The organism is Roseateles agri, from assembly GCF_034043675.1.
Lineage (GTDB): Bacteria > Pseudomonadota > Gammaproteobacteria > Burkholderiales > Burkholderiaceae_C > KK5.
On the sequence record NZ_JAXCLA010000005.1, the window covers coordinates 308,965 to 323,308 of the forward strand.

The window sequence follows — 14,344 nt, forward strand, 5'->3', positions numbered from 1 at the left end:
AGGCCTGACCTCATGGACGCTCACGCCTGGATGGACCTTTCACTCGCCGTGGCCGGCGGCGCGATCCGCGTCGGCACGCCCTTCCTGTTCGTCTCGCTGGGCGAATGCCTGACCGAGAAGTCCGGCCGCATCAACCTGGGCCTGGAAGGGGTGCTGGTGTTCTCGGCGATGGCCGGTTTCGCCGGCGCCTACCTGACCGGCTCGCCCTGGCTGGGCGTGGCGCTGGCCGGTGCGAGCGGCGCGCTGCTTGCGCTGCTGCACGGCCTGCTGTGCTCGCTGCCGCGGGTGTCGGACATCGCCACCGGCATCGCGCTGATGCTGCTGGGGTCGGGTCTTGCCTTCTACCTCGGCAAGCCGCTGATCCAGCCGCAGGCGCCGCAGATCCCGTCGATCGCGCTGGGCGGCTGGAGCGGTGACCCGGCGGTGCAGAGCGCGCTGTCGATCAACGCGCTGTTCCCGCTGGGCGTGCTGCTGGCCGGCCTGATGGCCTGGGGATTCAAGAACACGCGCTGGGGCCTGGTGCTGCGCATGGCTGGTGATTCCAGCGACGCGGCGCGCGCCACCGGCTACTCGGTCAACGGCGTGCGCGTCGCGGCCACCACGGCCGGCGGCTTCATCGCGGGCCTGGGTGGCGCCTCGCTGTCGCTGTACTACCCGGGCAGCTGGAACGAGGGCCTGTCCAGCGGCCAGGGCCTGATCGCCGTGGCGCTGGTGATCTTCGCGCGCTGGAGCCCCTGGCGCTGCCTGGGCGCGGCGCTGCTGTTCGGCGGCGCGGGCGCGGTGGGGCCGGCGCTGCAGTCGGTCGGCGTCAGCGGCGGCTACTACCTGTTCAACGCGATGCCCTATGTGCTGACCTTGGTGATCCTAGTCGCCAGTTGCTCGCCGCAGCGCTCGCTGCGCGGCGCCCCGATGGAACTCAATGTGTCCCGATAAGGAGTGATGAGCGATGCCCTTCGTCCAAGCCACCCTGCCCTACGCCTGGCCCTATGACGGTCAGCTCTCGGCCGGCAACACCGCGCTGATCCTGATCGACATGCAGATCGACTTCTGCGGGATCGGCGGCTACGTCGACAAGATGGGCTACGACCTGTCGTACACCCGCGCACCGATCGAGCCGCTGCAGCGCCTGCTGGCCGCCGCCCGCGCGGCCGGCCTGCACGTGATCCACACCCGCGAGGGCCACCGGCCGGACCTGTCCGACCTGCCGGCCAACAAGCGCTGGCGCTCGCGCCAGATCGGCACCAACGGCGTGGGCATCGGCGACGAAGGCCCCTGCGGCCGCATCCTCGTGCGCGGCGAACCCGGCTGGGAGCTGATCCCCGAGCTGGCCCCGTTGCCCGGCGAGCCCGTCATCGACAAGCCCGGCAAGGGCAGCTTCTACGCCACCGACCTGGACCTGCTCCTGCGCACCCGCGGCGTACGCAACCTGATCCTCACCGGCATCACGACCGACGTCTGCGTGCACACGACGATGCGCGACGCCAACGACCGCGGCTACGAGTGCGCGCTGGTCGAGGACTGCACCGGCGCCACCGACCCGGGCAACCATGCCGCGGCGCTGAAGATGATCCAGATGCAGGGCGGCGTGTTCGGCGCCGTCGCATCCTCCGGCCCGCTGATCGCGGCGCTCCAATCCCTCTGAGGAGACCCGAGGCCATGACACCGACCCGTCGCGATGTTCTCCTGGCCGGCGCCGCGCTGGCCGCCTCCGCCGCATCCAAGGTCCGCGCCGCCGAGGAGCCGATCAAGATCGGCTTCTGGCCCGTGGCCTCCGGCCTGCCGCTGTTCGTCGGCGTCGAGCGCGGCATCTTCAGGGAGGCCGGACTCAACGTCGAGGCCACCAAGTTCGCCAGCGCCCAGCAGGTGGCCGAGGCGATGACGGCCGGCCGCATCCAGGGCTCGGCCAACGGCACCGCGTCCGCCGCACTGGCGCTGGCCGAAATCGCGAGCCCCGGCCTCTTCAAGATCATCTGCGCCAACCCGAGCAACCACAAGCTGGTGCTGGACGAGTTCGTCGTCGGCAAGGACAGCCCGATCAAGAAGATCGGCGAGCTGGCGGGCAAGACGGTCGGCAGCGGGCCCGGCATCCAGAACGTGACGCTCGCGAAGATCGTGCTGGAGAAGAACGGCGTGACGAACGCCAAGGTCATCGAGCTGCCGATCGGCCAGCATGTGGCTGCGCTCGCCGCCGGCCAGCTCGACGCCGTCTACACCCTGGAGCCCACCGGCACTGCTGGCCGTCTGAAGGGCCTGACCCGCGTGCTGGAGACAGGCGTGATCGCCAGCTACGCGCTGGGCCACCCGGACGCGCCATGGTTCGGCGGCTCGGCCAGCGTGACGACCGCGTTCATGAAGGAGAAGCCCGAGCAGATGAAGCGTTATGTGGCCGCCTACGCCAAGGCCGTCGACTGGGTGCGCAAGAACCCGGACGAGTCGCGCACGCACCTGGACGGTTTCACCGCCATCGACGAGGCGCTGGCCAAGGAGGTGCCGCTCTCGGGCTTCACGCTCTACAACGAGTTCACGGCCAGCGACATCGACTACTTCCAGAAGTTCTTCGACGTGTTCGCGGAGCGCAAGATCTTCCCGCGCACGCTGGCCGTGAAGCCGCTGCTGTACACGGCATGAAGGCCATGGACGCACGGCGCTTCCTCCCCATCGTCGGCCCGCTGCTGCTGCTGGCCTTCTGGCAGCTCGCACTGTCCGCGCAATGGATCAAGCCGGTGCTGCTGCCGCCGCCGGGCGAGACGCTCGCCTTCATGTGGCAGGAGTTCGCCAGCGGCGCCATCCTGCCCGACCTGCAGGCCACCGTGATGCGCACGCTCAGCGCCTTCGCGATCGCCGTCGTCATCGGCGTGCCGCTGGGCGTGGCGCTCGGATCCAGCGAGGGGGCCTACCGCAGCGTCGAGTTCCTGGTGGACTTCTTCCGCTCGACGCCCAGCTCGGCGCTGATTCCGTTGTTCATGCTGATCTTCGGCATCACCGACATCAACAAGATCGCGATCTCCAGCTTCGGCGCGATGCTGATCGTGCTGTTCAACAGCGCCTACGGCGTGATGCACGCGAAGAAGACGCGGCTGATGGCGGCGCAGATCATGGGCGTGTCGCGCTGGCACCAGTTCAAGGACGTGATGCTGATGGAGAGCCTGGCGCAGACCTTCGTCGGCCTGCGCAGCGCGGTCTCGATGGCGCTGGTGATCGTCATCGTGGCGGAGATGTTCATCGGCTCGGAGACGGGCCTGGGCCACCGCATCATCGATGCGCAGCAGGTCTTCAACGTCAAGTCGATGTACTGCTCGATCCTCGTGACCGGCGCGCTCGGTTACCTGCTCAACCTCGGCTTCCTGCTCATCGAGAAGAAGCTGATCCACTGGAGCGGCAAAGCATGAAGACGACGATCGATGAAAGTGCGCTGCTGAGTGCCGTCGAGAGCGTCAGCGTCGCGCTGCGGCCCGCGCGGCCCGACGCACACGTGACGATCCGCGGTCTCAGCAAGGCCTTCGCCGGCAAGCCGCTGTACAGCGATTTCAACCTCGACCTGCCGCGCGGCAAGATCGTCTCGATCTTCGGGCCCAACGGCTGCGGCAAGTCGACCTTGATGAACATGATTGCCGGCCTGCTCAAGCCCGATGCCGGCGAGATCCTGTTCGACGGCAAGAGCCTGAAGGACACGCGCATCGGCTACGTGTTCCAGAACTACCGCGACGCGCTGTTCCCCTGGATCACCGCCTGGGACAACATCGCCTATCCGCTGCGCCGCGCTCGCATGAAGGACGACGAGGTGAAGGCCCGGGTGGCCGAACTGGCCGCGCTGTTCGAGATCCGCTTCGACCTGCAGCGCTACCCCTACGAGCTGAGCGGCGGCCAGATGCAGACCGTCTGCATCATGCGCGCGCTGGCCACGAGGCCCGAGGTGATGTTCCTCGACGAGCCCTTCTCGGCGCTGGACTTCGAGATGACCCTCTTCATCCGCGACAAGCTGCAGGAGGCGCAGGCCGCCACCGGCGTGACGATGGTGATCGTCTCGCACGACCTGGAGGACGCCGTCTTCCTCGCCGACCGCATCCTGCTGCTGACGCGCCGGCCGACGCGCATCGCCGAGATCGTGCCCTTCGAGCTGCCGCGCCCGCGCTCGGCCGAGAGCACGGCCGATCCCGAGTTCGTGCGCGTGAAGGCGCACACGCTTGAGGTTTTCCGGAGGGAGATGAACGCATGACATGGAGCCCCTCGTCCAAGGATTACCTTGGCCGGTCCCCCGAGGGGACGGCGATGCTCATGGCTTCGAGCCACGAGCACATCGCCAGCGCGGGCCGGCTTGGGGCGGCCCGGCGCTCGGCCCGAAACGCACGATGGGAGGCCTGACACGATGAACGCTCTGACCCTCGACACCTACCAGCTGACCAAGCGTTTCGGCGCCTTCACCGCGCTGGAGGGCGTGTCGCTGAAGGTGCGGCCCGGCACCGTGCATGCGCTGCTGGGCGAGAACGGCGCCGGCAAGAGCACGCTGGTGAAGGCCGTCGTCGGCTACCACCGGCCGACAAGCGGCTCGGTGCTGGTCGACGGGCGCGAGCTGCAGATCGACAGCCCCACCGTCGCACGCGACCTGGGCATCGGCATGGTCTACCAGCACTTCACCGTCGTGCCTGGCATGACGGTGGCCGAGAACCTGCTGCTGGCGCGCGGCCACCTGCCCGCCGTCATCGACTGGAAGTCCGCGCGCCGCGAGCTGGATGCCTTCATGCAGACGACGCCGTTCAAGCTGGACCTGGACGCGACGCCGGTGCAGCTCAGCGCCGGCGAGAAGCAGAAGCTGGAGATCCTGAAGCAGCTGTTCCTGAAGCCGCGGCTGCTGATCCTGGACGAGCCGACCTCGGTGCTGACACCGCAGGAGGCCGACGAGGTGCTGGGCGCGCTGCGCGACCGGGCGCATGCCGGCGACTGCTCGGTGCTGATGATCACGCACAAGTTCCGCGAGGTGGAGGCGCATGCCGACGATGTCTCGGTGCTGCGCCACGGCCGGCTGGTCGAGAGCGGCGCGGTGGCCGAGACGAACTCGGTGCGGCTGGCCCGCGCGATGGTCGGCGAGACGAAGATCGCCGCAGCGCTGGAGCGCAGCCCGCAGGTCGGGCGCGGCGCGGTGCGGCTCGCGATCGACGGGCTGACGGTGCGCGGCGACCGCGGCGAGACCGCCGTCGATGCGCTGAAACTCGAAGTTAGCGCCGGCGAGATCGTCGGCGTCGCCGGCGTCTCGGGCAATGGCCAGCGCGAGCTGATGCAAAGCCTGGTGGGCCAGCGCCGGCGCGAAGGCGGCTCGGTGAAGGTGGCCGGCCGCGAGTTCCACGCAACGCGGCGCGAGAACCGCGAGCTGCGCGTGCGCAGCCTGCCCGAGGAGCCGCTGGCCAACGCCTGCGTGGGCAACCTGAGCGTGGCCGCCAACATGGGCCTGCGCGATTTCGACGTGGCGCCGCAGGCGCTGGCCGGCGCCTGGGTGCGCTGGGGACGCATCGCCCAGCGTGCGCGCGCCTGGATCGCCGAGTACGGCGTGAAGACGCAGGGCGAAGGCGCGCAGATCCGCACGCTGTCCGGCGGCAATGTGCAGCGCGCAGTGCTGGCGCGCGAGCTGGACGGCGAGCCCGAGCTGCTGCTGGTCAGCAACCCGGTGTTCGGCCTGGACTTCGCCGCCGTCGCCGAGATCCACGGCCGGCTGATGGCGGCGCGCAACCGCGGCGCGGCCGTGCTGCTGGTCAGCGAGGACCTGGACGAGCTGCTGAAGCTGGCCGACCGCATCGTCGTCATCAGCGAGGGCCGCATCGTCCACGAGGTCTCGGCGGCCGAGGCCGATCGCCAGGCGCTGGGCGCCTTCATGGGCGGGCACGGCCACGCGCATGCGGTGCACAAGGAGGCGGCATGACCTTGAAGATCGAACAGGCAACACCTTACCCGTACAGCTTCGACGTCGAACACACGGCGCTGGTCATCATCGACATGCAGCGCGATTTCGTCGAGCCCGGCGGCTTCGGCGAGACCCTGGGCAACGACGTGACGATGTTGCAGGCCATCATCCCGGCGGTGGCCGCGATGCTGGCCGGCTGGCGCGCGGTTGGCGGCTTGGTGATCCACACCCGCGAGGCCCACGCGGCCGACCTGCACGACTGCCCGCCCGCCAAACGTCTGCGCGGTGCGCCGGCCCTGCGCATCGGCGACGAAGGGCCGATGGGCCGCATCCTGATCGCCGGCGAGCCGGGCAACCAGATCGTGCCCGCGCTGGCGCCGGTCGACGGCGAATGGGTGATCGACAAGCCCGGCAAGGGCGCCTTCTACGCGACCCGGCTGCATGAGCGGCTGCAGGACGCCGGCATCACGCACCTGGTCTTCATGGGGGTGACGACCGAGGTCTGCGTGCAGACCTCGATGCGCGAGGCGAACGACCGCGGCTACGAGTGCCTGATCGTCGAGGACGGCACGGCCAGCTACTTCCCCGAGTTCAAGGCCGCCACCCTGGCGATGCTGACGGCGCAGGGCGCCATCGTCGGCTGGAGCGCGACGAGCGAGATGTTGTTGAAGGAGATGCAGTAGATGACCGCTGAGCGCAGCGCCGGGCCGCCCCAAGCAAGCTCGCGTCCCCTTGGGGGACCGACCGGCGTACACGCCGGGCGAGGGGCACCCTTGTATACGATTTCGGATTGGCAACGGGCCTATCGCGAGGATGGGGCATCGCCACCTGAGCTGATCGGGCGGCTTGCTGCCTCCTTCGCGCCGGACGACACCGCCTGGCTGCTGCGCTGCGAGCCCGCCTTCATCGAGGCACAGATCGCGCGGCTGGACGGCATCGCCCCGCACGAGCTGCCGCTGTGGGGCGTGCCCTTCGCCGTCAAGGACAACATCGACGTGGACGGCCTCGTCACCACCGCCGCCTGCCCGGCCTTCGCGCACCGCGCCACGCGCAGCGCCACCGTCGTGCGGCGCCTGCAGGCGGCCGGCGCGATCCTCGTCGGCAAGACCAACCTGGACCAGTTCGCCACCGGCCTCGTCGGCACGCGCTCGCCCTACGGCGAGGTGCCGAACAGCTTCGATCCAGCCTATGTTTCGGGCGGCTCCAGCTCGGGCTCGGCCTCGGTCGTGGCGCGCGGCCTCGTGCCCTTCGCGCTGGGCACCGACACGGCCGGCTCGGGCCGCGTGCCGGCCGGCTTCAACAACATCGCCGGCCTGAAGCCCACGCCCGGCAGCGTGCCGATGCATGGCGTGCTGCCGGCCTGCCGGACGCTGGACGTGGTCTCGGTGTTCGCGCTGACGGCATCGGACGCCGGCCTCGTGATGTCGCAGATCGAAGGCGCATCCGGCGAACCCTGCTTCCAGCGGCACCCGCCGCAGCTGCCCTGGCTGGGCACCGAGGGGCGGCCGCTACGCGTCGGCGTGCCGATGGACCCCGGCTGCGACGAGACCATCGGCTATGCCGCCGCCTTCGACGAAGCGCGCGCCCGGCTGGCCAGCCGCGGCGTGCTGCTGGAGCCGATCGACATGGCGCCCTTCGACGCGGTGGCGCGGCTGCTGTACCACGGCCCCTGGGTGGCGGAGCGCTACGCGATCGTCGCGCAGATGATCGAGCGCCAGCCCGAGCAACTGGACCCGACGGTGCGCGAGGTCATCGAGGCGGCCAATGCGTTCTCTGCCGCCGACGCGTTCGCGGCCCGCTACCGGCTGGAGCAGTTGCGCCGACAGATCGCGCCGCTGTGGGAGCGCATCGATTTCATGATGCTGCCCACTGCCACGACCTGCCCGACCCGCGCGGCCGTGCAGGAGCAGCCGATCCAGCGCAACAGCGAGCTGGGCCGCTACACGAATTTCGTCAACCTGCTGGGCCTGTCGGCGCTGGCGCTGCCGGGCAGCATCACGCCGCAAGGCCTGCCCTTCGGCGTGACCTTCGTCGCCCCGCCGGGCGCCGACGCGGCGCTGCTGCGCTGGGGCCTGGAATGGGAGGCCGCGCACGAGGAGCTGCCGCTGGGCGCCCGCCTGCGGCCGCGCCGCGCGCAAGACCTGACCCTGCAGCAGGCGCCCGTGGCGGCGCCGACGATGCAGATCGCCGTCGTCGGCGCGCATCTGTCGGGCATGCCGCTGCATGGCCAGTTGGTCGAGCGTGGCTGCCAGCTGGTCGAGCGCACACGCACGGCGGCCCACTACCGGCTGCATGCGCTTCCCGGCACCGTGCCGCCCAAACCCGGCCTGGCCCGCCTGCCGGACGGCGAAGACGGCAAAGGGGGCCATTCGATCGAGCTGGAGGTCTACGAGATGCCACTTCACGAGGTCGGCCGCTTCCTGGCACTGATCCCGGCGCCGCTGGGCCTGGGCACGGTCGAGCTGGCCGACGGCCGCTGCGTCAAAGGCTTCATCTGCGAGCCGGCCGCCCTCGTCGGCGCCCCCGACATCAGCCGGTACGGCGGCTGGCGTTCCTACATTGCCTCGCTCAAGCCATGACACTCGATGATCCCGCGGTGCTCGCCGAAGTCACCACCCTCTTCCATGCCTACGAGACGGCGCTGATGAGCAACGACGTTGAGGCGCTCACCGGCTTCTTCTGGGATGACGCTCGTTTGACGCGTTATGGCATCGCCGACCGGCAGCTCGGCATCGACGAAATGCGCGCTTTCCGTGCGGCCACGCCGCCGCCCGATTTCACGCGCCGGCTGGAGAACCTGCGCATCAGCGTCTTCGGCCCGGACACCGCCGTGGCGCAGGTCGAGTTCGTGCGCAGCGATACGCCGCTGCGGGGCTTCCAGACACAGACCTGGGTGCGGCTGCCGCAGTGCGGCTGGCGTATCGTCGCGGCGCACGTGAGCATGATCCCCTTCGGTGGCTGACACAATCGCCGCATGAGCGCGCTCCCCCACGACCTGCAAGAGGCCGCCTCACTGGCGGGCCAGGCCTACGCGCAGGTCAAGGCGATGATCTTCGACTTCACCTTGATGCCGGGCGACCGCTTCTCCGAGACCGACATCGCCCAGAAGCTGCAGCTCAGCCGCACGCCGCTGCGCCAGGCGCTGCAAAGGCTGGCGCGCGAGGGTTTCCTGCAGGTGTTCCCGAAGCTGGGCTGGCAGGTCGCGCCGCTGGACTTCGATGTGATCGACGAGCTTTACGACCTGCGCATGCTGATCGAGTGCCACGCTGCCCAACTGCTGGCAGGCCAGGAGTCGCGCAGCGCCGAGCTGCAGGCGCTGGTCGACGCCTGGATGGTGCCCGTGGAGCAGCGGCTGAGCGATCCGGTCGGGGTCGGCACGATGGACGAGAACTTCCATGCCGAACTGGTTGCCGGTGCCGGCAACCGCGAGATGACCCGCGTCCACCAGGGCCTGACCGACCGCATCCGCATCGTGCGCCGGCTGGACTTCACCAAGCCCGCCCGCGTCGCCGCCACCTACGACGAGCACGCGCGCATCCTGCGCGCCATCCTGCGCCGTCGCGCCGATGAAGCGCAGCGCCTGCTGCGCGCCCACATCGAGCAGAGCAAGCTGGAGGTGCGGCACATCACGCTGGAAGCGCTGCACCGCGCGCGGCGCGGCGCTCCATAACAAAAAATCCCCGCGACGCCATCGGCATCGCGGGGATCGTCAACCCTGTCTTTTCCGTGAAAGCCGGTCGCTTACTTCGGCTGGCGACGGCGTGCGGTGAAGCCCACGAGGCCCAGGCCGCCCAGCAGCATGGCGATGGTGGCGGGTTCCGGAACGGCGCTGAGGTTGGTGATGGTCAGCGAGTAGGTGCCGCTGCCTTGGTATTCGGTCAACGCAAAGGTACCCACCTTGAAGACCGGCGCGTCTTCGGAACCCGTGTACAGCTGCGGGCCGTCAGTGGACAGCAGGGTGACGCCGCCGTAGTAGTCGTCGAGCTCCAGGCCCCCGCCGATGGCGTCGTTATAGAAGTAGACGTCAGCCACGCCAAAGTAGGCATCCGGGAAACCGTCGACATCCTGGTAAACAAGACCAGAGCCGATGCCGTAGCCAGCCGGCTCAACGGACGAATCGATCTGCCAGCTGGCGCTGTAGTCACCGGTGACCGTGAATTGGAAGGTGTCGGCGTGCGCCACGACGGCGGTTTGCGCGAGTGCCAGGCAAGCGGCCAATTGAATGAATGTTTTCTTCAGCATCATGGATTTCCTCGGCTCCGGTTGTGTGACGAATTCACAGAAGAAGATTTGTGAAGGCCCGATGTTGTTTGCCACGAGCACTCCTCACAACCCGCCTGATCGAGGGGAAGAGAAAACACCAGTGTGCAATTGGGTTTCCAGGTGCTTGAACCGTTATCGGCTGATTTCAACAACTTCGCACCTGACTTGAGCATGACTAGGTGAATTTCATGGTGGAAACCCCGACAAGACGGCGACAAGCGTTGAAGCGGTCAGCCCTTTCGTACGGCCTGCGCACAAACCGTGTGCCGGCGCACCACGCCGGCGACTGACCTGCTCGCAACACTCCGCTTTCTCGATCGCCCCAGTGTCGATTTTTCGCATCGCTGTCAGACAATCCGCGCGCCTTCCCTCATCCATCCGACCATGCCTAACGCTCAAGTTCGACGTCATCTCGCCCTGCCGATCGCATCGCTGTCGCTGCTCCTGCTCAGCGGCCTGGCCCACGGGCAGACGGCGGCTGACCCCGTCTCCACCCTCGTCGGTCAGCTGCAACTCGACAAGTACAAGGCCACGATCAAGGGCCTGACCCAGTTCGGCGACCGCCGCCAGGGCACCGAGCGCAACAGGAAGGCGCTCGACTGGATTGAGGCGCAGCTCAAGTCCTACGGCTGCACGAACACCGAGCGGATGCAGTACCTGTACACGGAGCCCGAGAAGCGCGCCTACGGCACGCGCAAGCCCGACCCGGCGCGCGCCGGCGGCCCGGCCGGCCAGGGCGGCAGCACGCTGTTCGGCAAGGTGGCACACACCGGCGTCAACACCGATGCCATGGCCCAGCCCGACGAGCGCCTGCGCAAGCTCAACGAGGAACCCACCCCGGTCGGCACCTCGCAGCGCGAGAACGTCTGGTGCACCAAGGTCGGCAAGACCCATCCGGAAGAGATGTACATCGTCTCCGCCCACATGGACGGCATCGGCTGGGGCGAGGCCGCCAACGACGACGGCTCCGGCACCGCGCTGGTGATGGAGCTGGCGCGCATCTTCAGCATGCCCGGCGTCGAGACCGACCGCTCGATCCGCTTCGTGCTCTGGAACAACGAGGAGACCGGCCTCAACGGCGCCGCCGCCTACGTCGAGCAGCGCCGGCTGCTGCAGGGCATCGAAGAGCCCAAGGGCTCGGGCAAGTACCCGGAGCCCAAGTGGCTGGGCATGATCCAGCACGACATGATGATGTTCGACCACGGCATGCCGGTGCCCCAGCTCGACGCCGCCGGCAAGCCGGTGCTGGATGCGAAGGGCCAGCCCGTCTACGTGCTGCCCAAGGAGCAGCGCGCCGAGGCCGACGTCAACATCGAGTTCCAGGCGACGTCCAAGTTCGCGGACGAGGCGCAGAAGCTGGCCTGGCACTTCCGCTCGGCCAACGACAAGTACGCGACGAACTATCCGGCGGCGGTGGGCTTCCACATGACCAACACGGATTCGACGCCGTTCATGGACTGGGTGCCATCGATCTCCTTGCGCGAGAACGAGCGGGGGCAGCAGATCGGTGCGGGGTGGAATCCGCATTGGCATCAGCCGACGGATCTGTATTCGACTTACTCAGACAAGGATTTTTTGTTGGGGTTGAATGCGGCGCAGACGACGTTGTCGGCGGTTGCGTTGCTGGTTGGCGCTGCTGTTAAGTAACTGGATAGCTACCGTTTGTCTTTTGCCACGGTGCCGGGTCTCGCCCCGGCGGGCGAGTTCCTTTCTTGGGCGCCCAAGAAAGGAACCAAAGAAGGCGCCCCTACTGTCTTCGCCCTCCGCTTCGCTGCGGGTGCCCTGCGGTGCTCGCGACTTGGGCCCCGCGCCGAACTCACTCCGCTACGCTTCGTTCAGACATGCGGCGCGAGTCAGTTCACGAGGTTCGCTGCGCTCACGGTCCCAAGCCACTGCGCTCCTCGGCGAAGCCACAAGGGGTCAGCCGAATCGGCTCGCTCCGCATCGCCTTCAGGGGCGCCTCGCCAAGGCGATGCGCAGCGAGCCGTGTCGTGTTCCCCTTCTGCACCGCCGAGAAGCGCAGGGGCCAGAGGCGCGTGCGAAGCACGCTTCAAAAGACTGACTCGCGCCGGCTGTCCGAGCGGAGCGTAGCGCAGCGAGTTCGGGCGCGGCCTCGGGCTCCGAGCATCGCAGGGAACCCGACCAACGGGAGGGCGGCGCAGCAGGGGCGGTTTCTTTGCTTACTTTCTTGGGCGCCCAAGAAAGTGAGTCGCCCGCCGGGGCGAGTCCCGGCACCACGGCGAACGACCAACTCAGCACATCACTGCACAGTCCACCCCGGCACCGACTTGCTCGCAGCATTCTGCTGCTTCAACCAGTCATACAGCGGCTTGAAGTACTCCAGCATCGGCCCCGCATCCAGATGGTCGGTGCCCGTCATCGCCTTCAGCGTCACCTGCGCCGGCTGCGACTGCCCCGCCGCCAGCATGGCCTGCAGCTTGTCTCCCGCCGCCTTGCTGCCGTAGAAGGTGCAACGGTTCAGCGGGCCCTTGTAGCCGCTGGCCTCGCACATCGCCTTGTAGAACTGGAACTGATAGAGCCGCGCCAGGTAATAGCGGGCATACGGCACGTTCCCCGGGATGTGGTACTTCGCACCCGGATCGAAGTCCGCCTCGCTGCGTTCCACCGGCGGCGCCACGCCCTGGTACTGCTCGCGCAGCGCCCACCAGGCCTTGTTGTAGTCGGCGGGTTTCACCTGGCCGGAGAAGACCTGCCAGCGCCACTTGTCGATCAGGAGGCCGAAGGGCAGGAAGGCGACCTTGTCGAGCGCCGTGCGGAGCTGCAGCGGGATGTCGGCTTCGGCGGGCGGGATGGTGTCGATCAGGCCGATGGTCTTCAGGTAGTCGGGCGTGATGGCCAGGGCCACCGAGTCGCCGATCGCCTCATGGAAGCCGTCGTCGGCGCCGTTGCGGAACATGTAGGGCTGGGCCTTGTAGGCCCGCTGGTACATGTTGTGGCCCTCTTCGTGGTGGACGGTGACGAAGTTGTCGGCATCGACGTTGATGCACATCTTCACGCGCAGGTCGTCCTCGTTGTCGAGGTCCCAGGCGCTGGCATGGCAGACGGCGTCACGGTCGCGCGGCTTGACGAACTGCGAGCGCTGCCAGAAGGTCTCGGGCAGCGGCGGCAGGCCCATCGAGGTGTAGAAGCGGTCGCCATAGGCCGCCATCGCCTTGCCCGCGGCCAGCGCGGCGGCGGTGGCCGCATTGCTGCTGGCATCACCCTTGTTCGAGAACGCAAGCGCGGCTTCCGGATGCTGGGCGGCGATCTGCTTCTTCAGCGCGGCTTCCAGATCGATCGTCGGCGCGGCGGCGAGCTTGGGGTCGGTCGGCTGCACCACGTCATACACATTGCCCCACTCCTGCGCCCAGGGGTTGCCGAGCAGGTGGGCCGGGATCATGCCGTCGGCACGCTGCGCCGCGGCGCCGTACTTCTGCACCAGGCGGTTGCGAACGTAGGCGTGCAGTTCCTTGTACAGCGGCTGCAGCTGCTGCCAGGTGGCTTCGAGCTGGGCCGAGAAGGCGGCCGGCGTCATGTCGTAGCCCGAGCGCCAGAGCTCACCGGTGTCCTTGAAACCGAACTCCCGGGCGCCCTGGTTGGACAGCTCCACCAGGCGCGCGTACTTGTCGCGCATCGGCGGGGAGATGCGGTGCCAGCCGGTCCACAGGTCCAGCAGCTCCTGCGGATCGCGCGACTTGGCCATGCGCACCTCGATCTCCTCGATGCCCAGGCAAGTACCGTCCTTCAGGCAGTACTTGCCCTTGCCGTACATGCCGTCCAGCGCCACCGCCGTCTGCGTCAGCTCGGCCACCAGCTTCGGGTCGGTGGGCGTGCCGTTGAGCTTGAGCAGCATGAACTTGCGCGCCAGCGCCGGCGGCAGCTTGAGCTTGTCGAAGCGGCGTGCGGCGATCACCAGCTCGTTGGCCCGCAGGCCCGCACGTTCCTGCACCTTCGAGGAGACGTAAGCCGAGTCCTCGTTGATGTAGGTCTGCTGCAGCCAGCCGGCATGGTTGCCTTCGACGGACAGCTCGCTCAGCTCGGCCTCGGCCTTGTCCATGAAGGCCTGGGCTTCGGCGACGGTGGGCGGCTTGCCGGCGGCCTGCGAATGGCTCGCGCAGGCCAGCACGGCGGCTGCGAACAGCAGCGACGGGATGTGGCGCATTGGGGGTCTCCTCTTGGGAAAGGTCG

The 14,344-nt window shown here is 68.2% G+C and carries 13 protein-coding genes; 11 read left to right on the plus strand and 2 right to left on the minus strand.

The window, feature by feature from the left end; all coding sequences use genetic code 11:
• Positions 1-12: 12 nt before the first annotated feature.
• The 10 genes from SNE35_RS16950 (at position 13) to SNE35_RS16995 (ending at position 9,563) form a co-directional block, all read left to right on the plus strand.
• Positions 13-933 carry an ABC transporter permease gene (locus tag SNE35_RS16950; protein WP_320424105.1) on the plus strand — a complete coding sequence of 307 codons (921 nt, stop codon included), beginning with the start codon at positions 13-15 and terminating at the stop codon, positions 931-933.
• Between the two features lie 13 nt (positions 934-946).
• On the plus strand, positions 947-1,642 hold the full coding sequence (gene biuH / locus SNE35_RS16955; protein ID WP_320424106.1) for a biuret amidohydrolase: 696 nt from the start codon (positions 947-949) through the stop codon (positions 1,640-1,642).
• 14 nt (positions 1,643-1,656) lie between these two features.
• On the plus strand, positions 1,657-2,628 hold the full coding sequence (locus tag SNE35_RS16960; protein ID WP_320424107.1) for an ABC transporter substrate-binding protein: 972 nt from the start codon (positions 1,657-1,659) through the stop codon (positions 2,626-2,628).
• A complete protein-coding gene (locus SNE35_RS16965) occupies positions 2,625-3,389 on the plus strand; it encodes an ABC transporter permease (RefSeq protein WP_320424108.1) in 765 nt (254 codons plus the stop codon). The genes SNE35_RS16960 and SNE35_RS16965 overlap by 4 nt, the downstream gene beginning before the upstream one ends.
• Positions 3,386-4,216 carry an ABC transporter ATP-binding protein gene (locus tag SNE35_RS16970; RefSeq protein ID WP_320424109.1) on the plus strand — a complete coding sequence of 277 codons (831 nt, stop codon included), beginning with the start codon at positions 3,386-3,388 and terminating at the stop codon, positions 4,214-4,216. Before SNE35_RS16965 ends, SNE35_RS16970 begins: the two co-directional genes overlap by 4 nt.
• A gap of 150 nt (positions 4,217-4,366) precedes the next feature.
• Positions 4,367-5,911 carry an ABC transporter ATP-binding protein gene (locus SNE35_RS16975; RefSeq protein WP_320424110.1) on the plus strand — a complete coding sequence of 515 codons (1,545 nt, stop codon included), beginning with the start codon at positions 4,367-4,369 and terminating at the stop codon, positions 5,909-5,911.
• Positions 5,908-6,576 carry a cysteine hydrolase family protein gene (locus SNE35_RS16980; RefSeq protein WP_320424111.1) on the plus strand — a complete coding sequence of 223 codons (669 nt, stop codon included), beginning with the start codon at positions 5,908-5,910 and terminating at the stop codon, positions 6,574-6,576. The genes SNE35_RS16975 and SNE35_RS16980 overlap by 4 nt, the downstream gene beginning before the upstream one ends.
• 90 nt (positions 6,577-6,666) lie before the next feature.
• Complete coding sequence (gene atzF / locus SNE35_RS16985) at positions 6,667-8,472, plus strand: allophanate hydrolase (RefSeq protein WP_320424112.1); 1,806 nt, start codon at positions 6,667-6,669, stop codon at positions 8,470-8,472.
• Positions 8,469-8,855, plus strand: coding sequence for an oxalurate catabolism protein HpxZ (gene hpxZ, locus SNE35_RS16990; protein WP_320424113.1), 387 nt, complete (start codon positions 8,469-8,471; stop codon positions 8,853-8,855). Before atzF ends, hpxZ begins: the two co-directional genes overlap by 4 nt.
• A 12-nt stretch (positions 8,856-8,867) precedes the next feature.
• Positions 8,868-9,563, plus strand: a complete 696-nt coding sequence (locus tag SNE35_RS16995) for a GntR family transcriptional regulator (protein ID WP_320424114.1) — start codon at positions 8,868-8,870, stop codon at positions 9,561-9,563.
• 71 nt (positions 9,564-9,634) lie between these two features.
• Here the strand turns inward: SNE35_RS16995 and SNE35_RS17000 are convergent, their stop codons facing one another.
• Positions 9,635-10,210 carry an FxDxF family PEP-CTERM protein gene (locus SNE35_RS17000; RefSeq protein ID WP_320424115.1) on the minus strand — a complete coding sequence of 192 codons (576 nt, stop codon included), beginning with the start codon at positions 10,208-10,210 and terminating at the stop codon, positions 9,635-9,637.
• Between the two features lie 330 nt (positions 10,211-10,540).
• On the opposite strand from SNE35_RS17000, the gene SNE35_RS17005 reads away from it, so the two are divergent.
• A complete protein-coding gene (locus tag SNE35_RS17005) occupies positions 10,541-11,803 on the plus strand; it encodes a M28 family metallopeptidase (RefSeq protein WP_320424116.1) in 1,263 nt (420 codons plus the stop codon).
• A gap of 613 nt (positions 11,804-12,416) precedes the next feature.
• Here the strand turns inward: SNE35_RS17005 and SNE35_RS17010 are convergent.
• On the minus strand, positions 12,417-14,318 hold the full coding sequence (locus tag SNE35_RS17010; protein WP_320424117.1) for a M2 family metallopeptidase: 1,902 nt from the start codon (positions 14,316-14,318) through the stop codon (positions 12,417-12,419).
• Positions 14,319-14,344: the final 26 nt, after the last annotated feature.

Excerpts from the sequence above, each read along its gene's own strand:
- SNE35_RS16950 (WP_320424105.1), top strand. The coding sequence starts at position 13 with ATGGACGCTCACGCCTGGATGGACCTTTCACTCGCCGTGGCCGGCGGC.
- biuH (WP_320424106.1), top strand. The coding sequence starts at position 947 with ATGCCCTTCGTCCAAGCCACCCTGCCCTACGCCTGGCCCTATGACGGT.
- SNE35_RS16960 (WP_320424107.1), top strand. The coding sequence starts at position 1,657 with ATGACACCGACCCGTCGCGATGTTCTCCTGGCCGGCGCCGCGCTGGCC.
- SNE35_RS16965 (WP_320424108.1), top strand. The coding sequence starts at position 2,625 with ATGAAGGCCATGGACGCACGGCGCTTCCTCCCCATCGTCGGCCCGCTG.
- SNE35_RS16970 (WP_320424109.1), top strand. The coding sequence starts at position 3,386 with ATGAAGACGACGATCGATGAAAGTGCGCTGCTGAGTGCCGTCGAGAGC.
- SNE35_RS16975 (WP_320424110.1), top strand. The coding sequence starts at position 4,367 with ATGAACGCTCTGACCCTCGACACCTACCAGCTGACCAAGCGTTTCGGC.
- SNE35_RS16980 (WP_320424111.1), top strand. The coding sequence starts at position 5,908 with ATGACCTTGAAGATCGAACAGGCAACACCTTACCCGTACAGCTTCGAC.
- hpxZ (WP_320424113.1), top strand. The coding sequence starts at position 8,469 with ATGACACTCGATGATCCCGCGGTGCTCGCCGAAGTCACCACCCTCTTC.
- SNE35_RS16995 (WP_320424114.1), top strand. The coding sequence starts at position 8,868 with ATGAGCGCGCTCCCCCACGACCTGCAAGAGGCCGCCTCACTGGCGGGC.
- SNE35_RS17005 (WP_320424116.1), top strand. The coding sequence starts at position 10,541 with ATGCCTAACGCTCAAGTTCGACGTCATCTCGCCCTGCCGATCGCATCG.
- SNE35_RS17010 (WP_320424117.1), bottom strand. The coding sequence starts at position 14,318 with ATGCGCCACATCCCGTCGCTGCTGTTCGCAGCCGCCGTGCTGGCCTGC.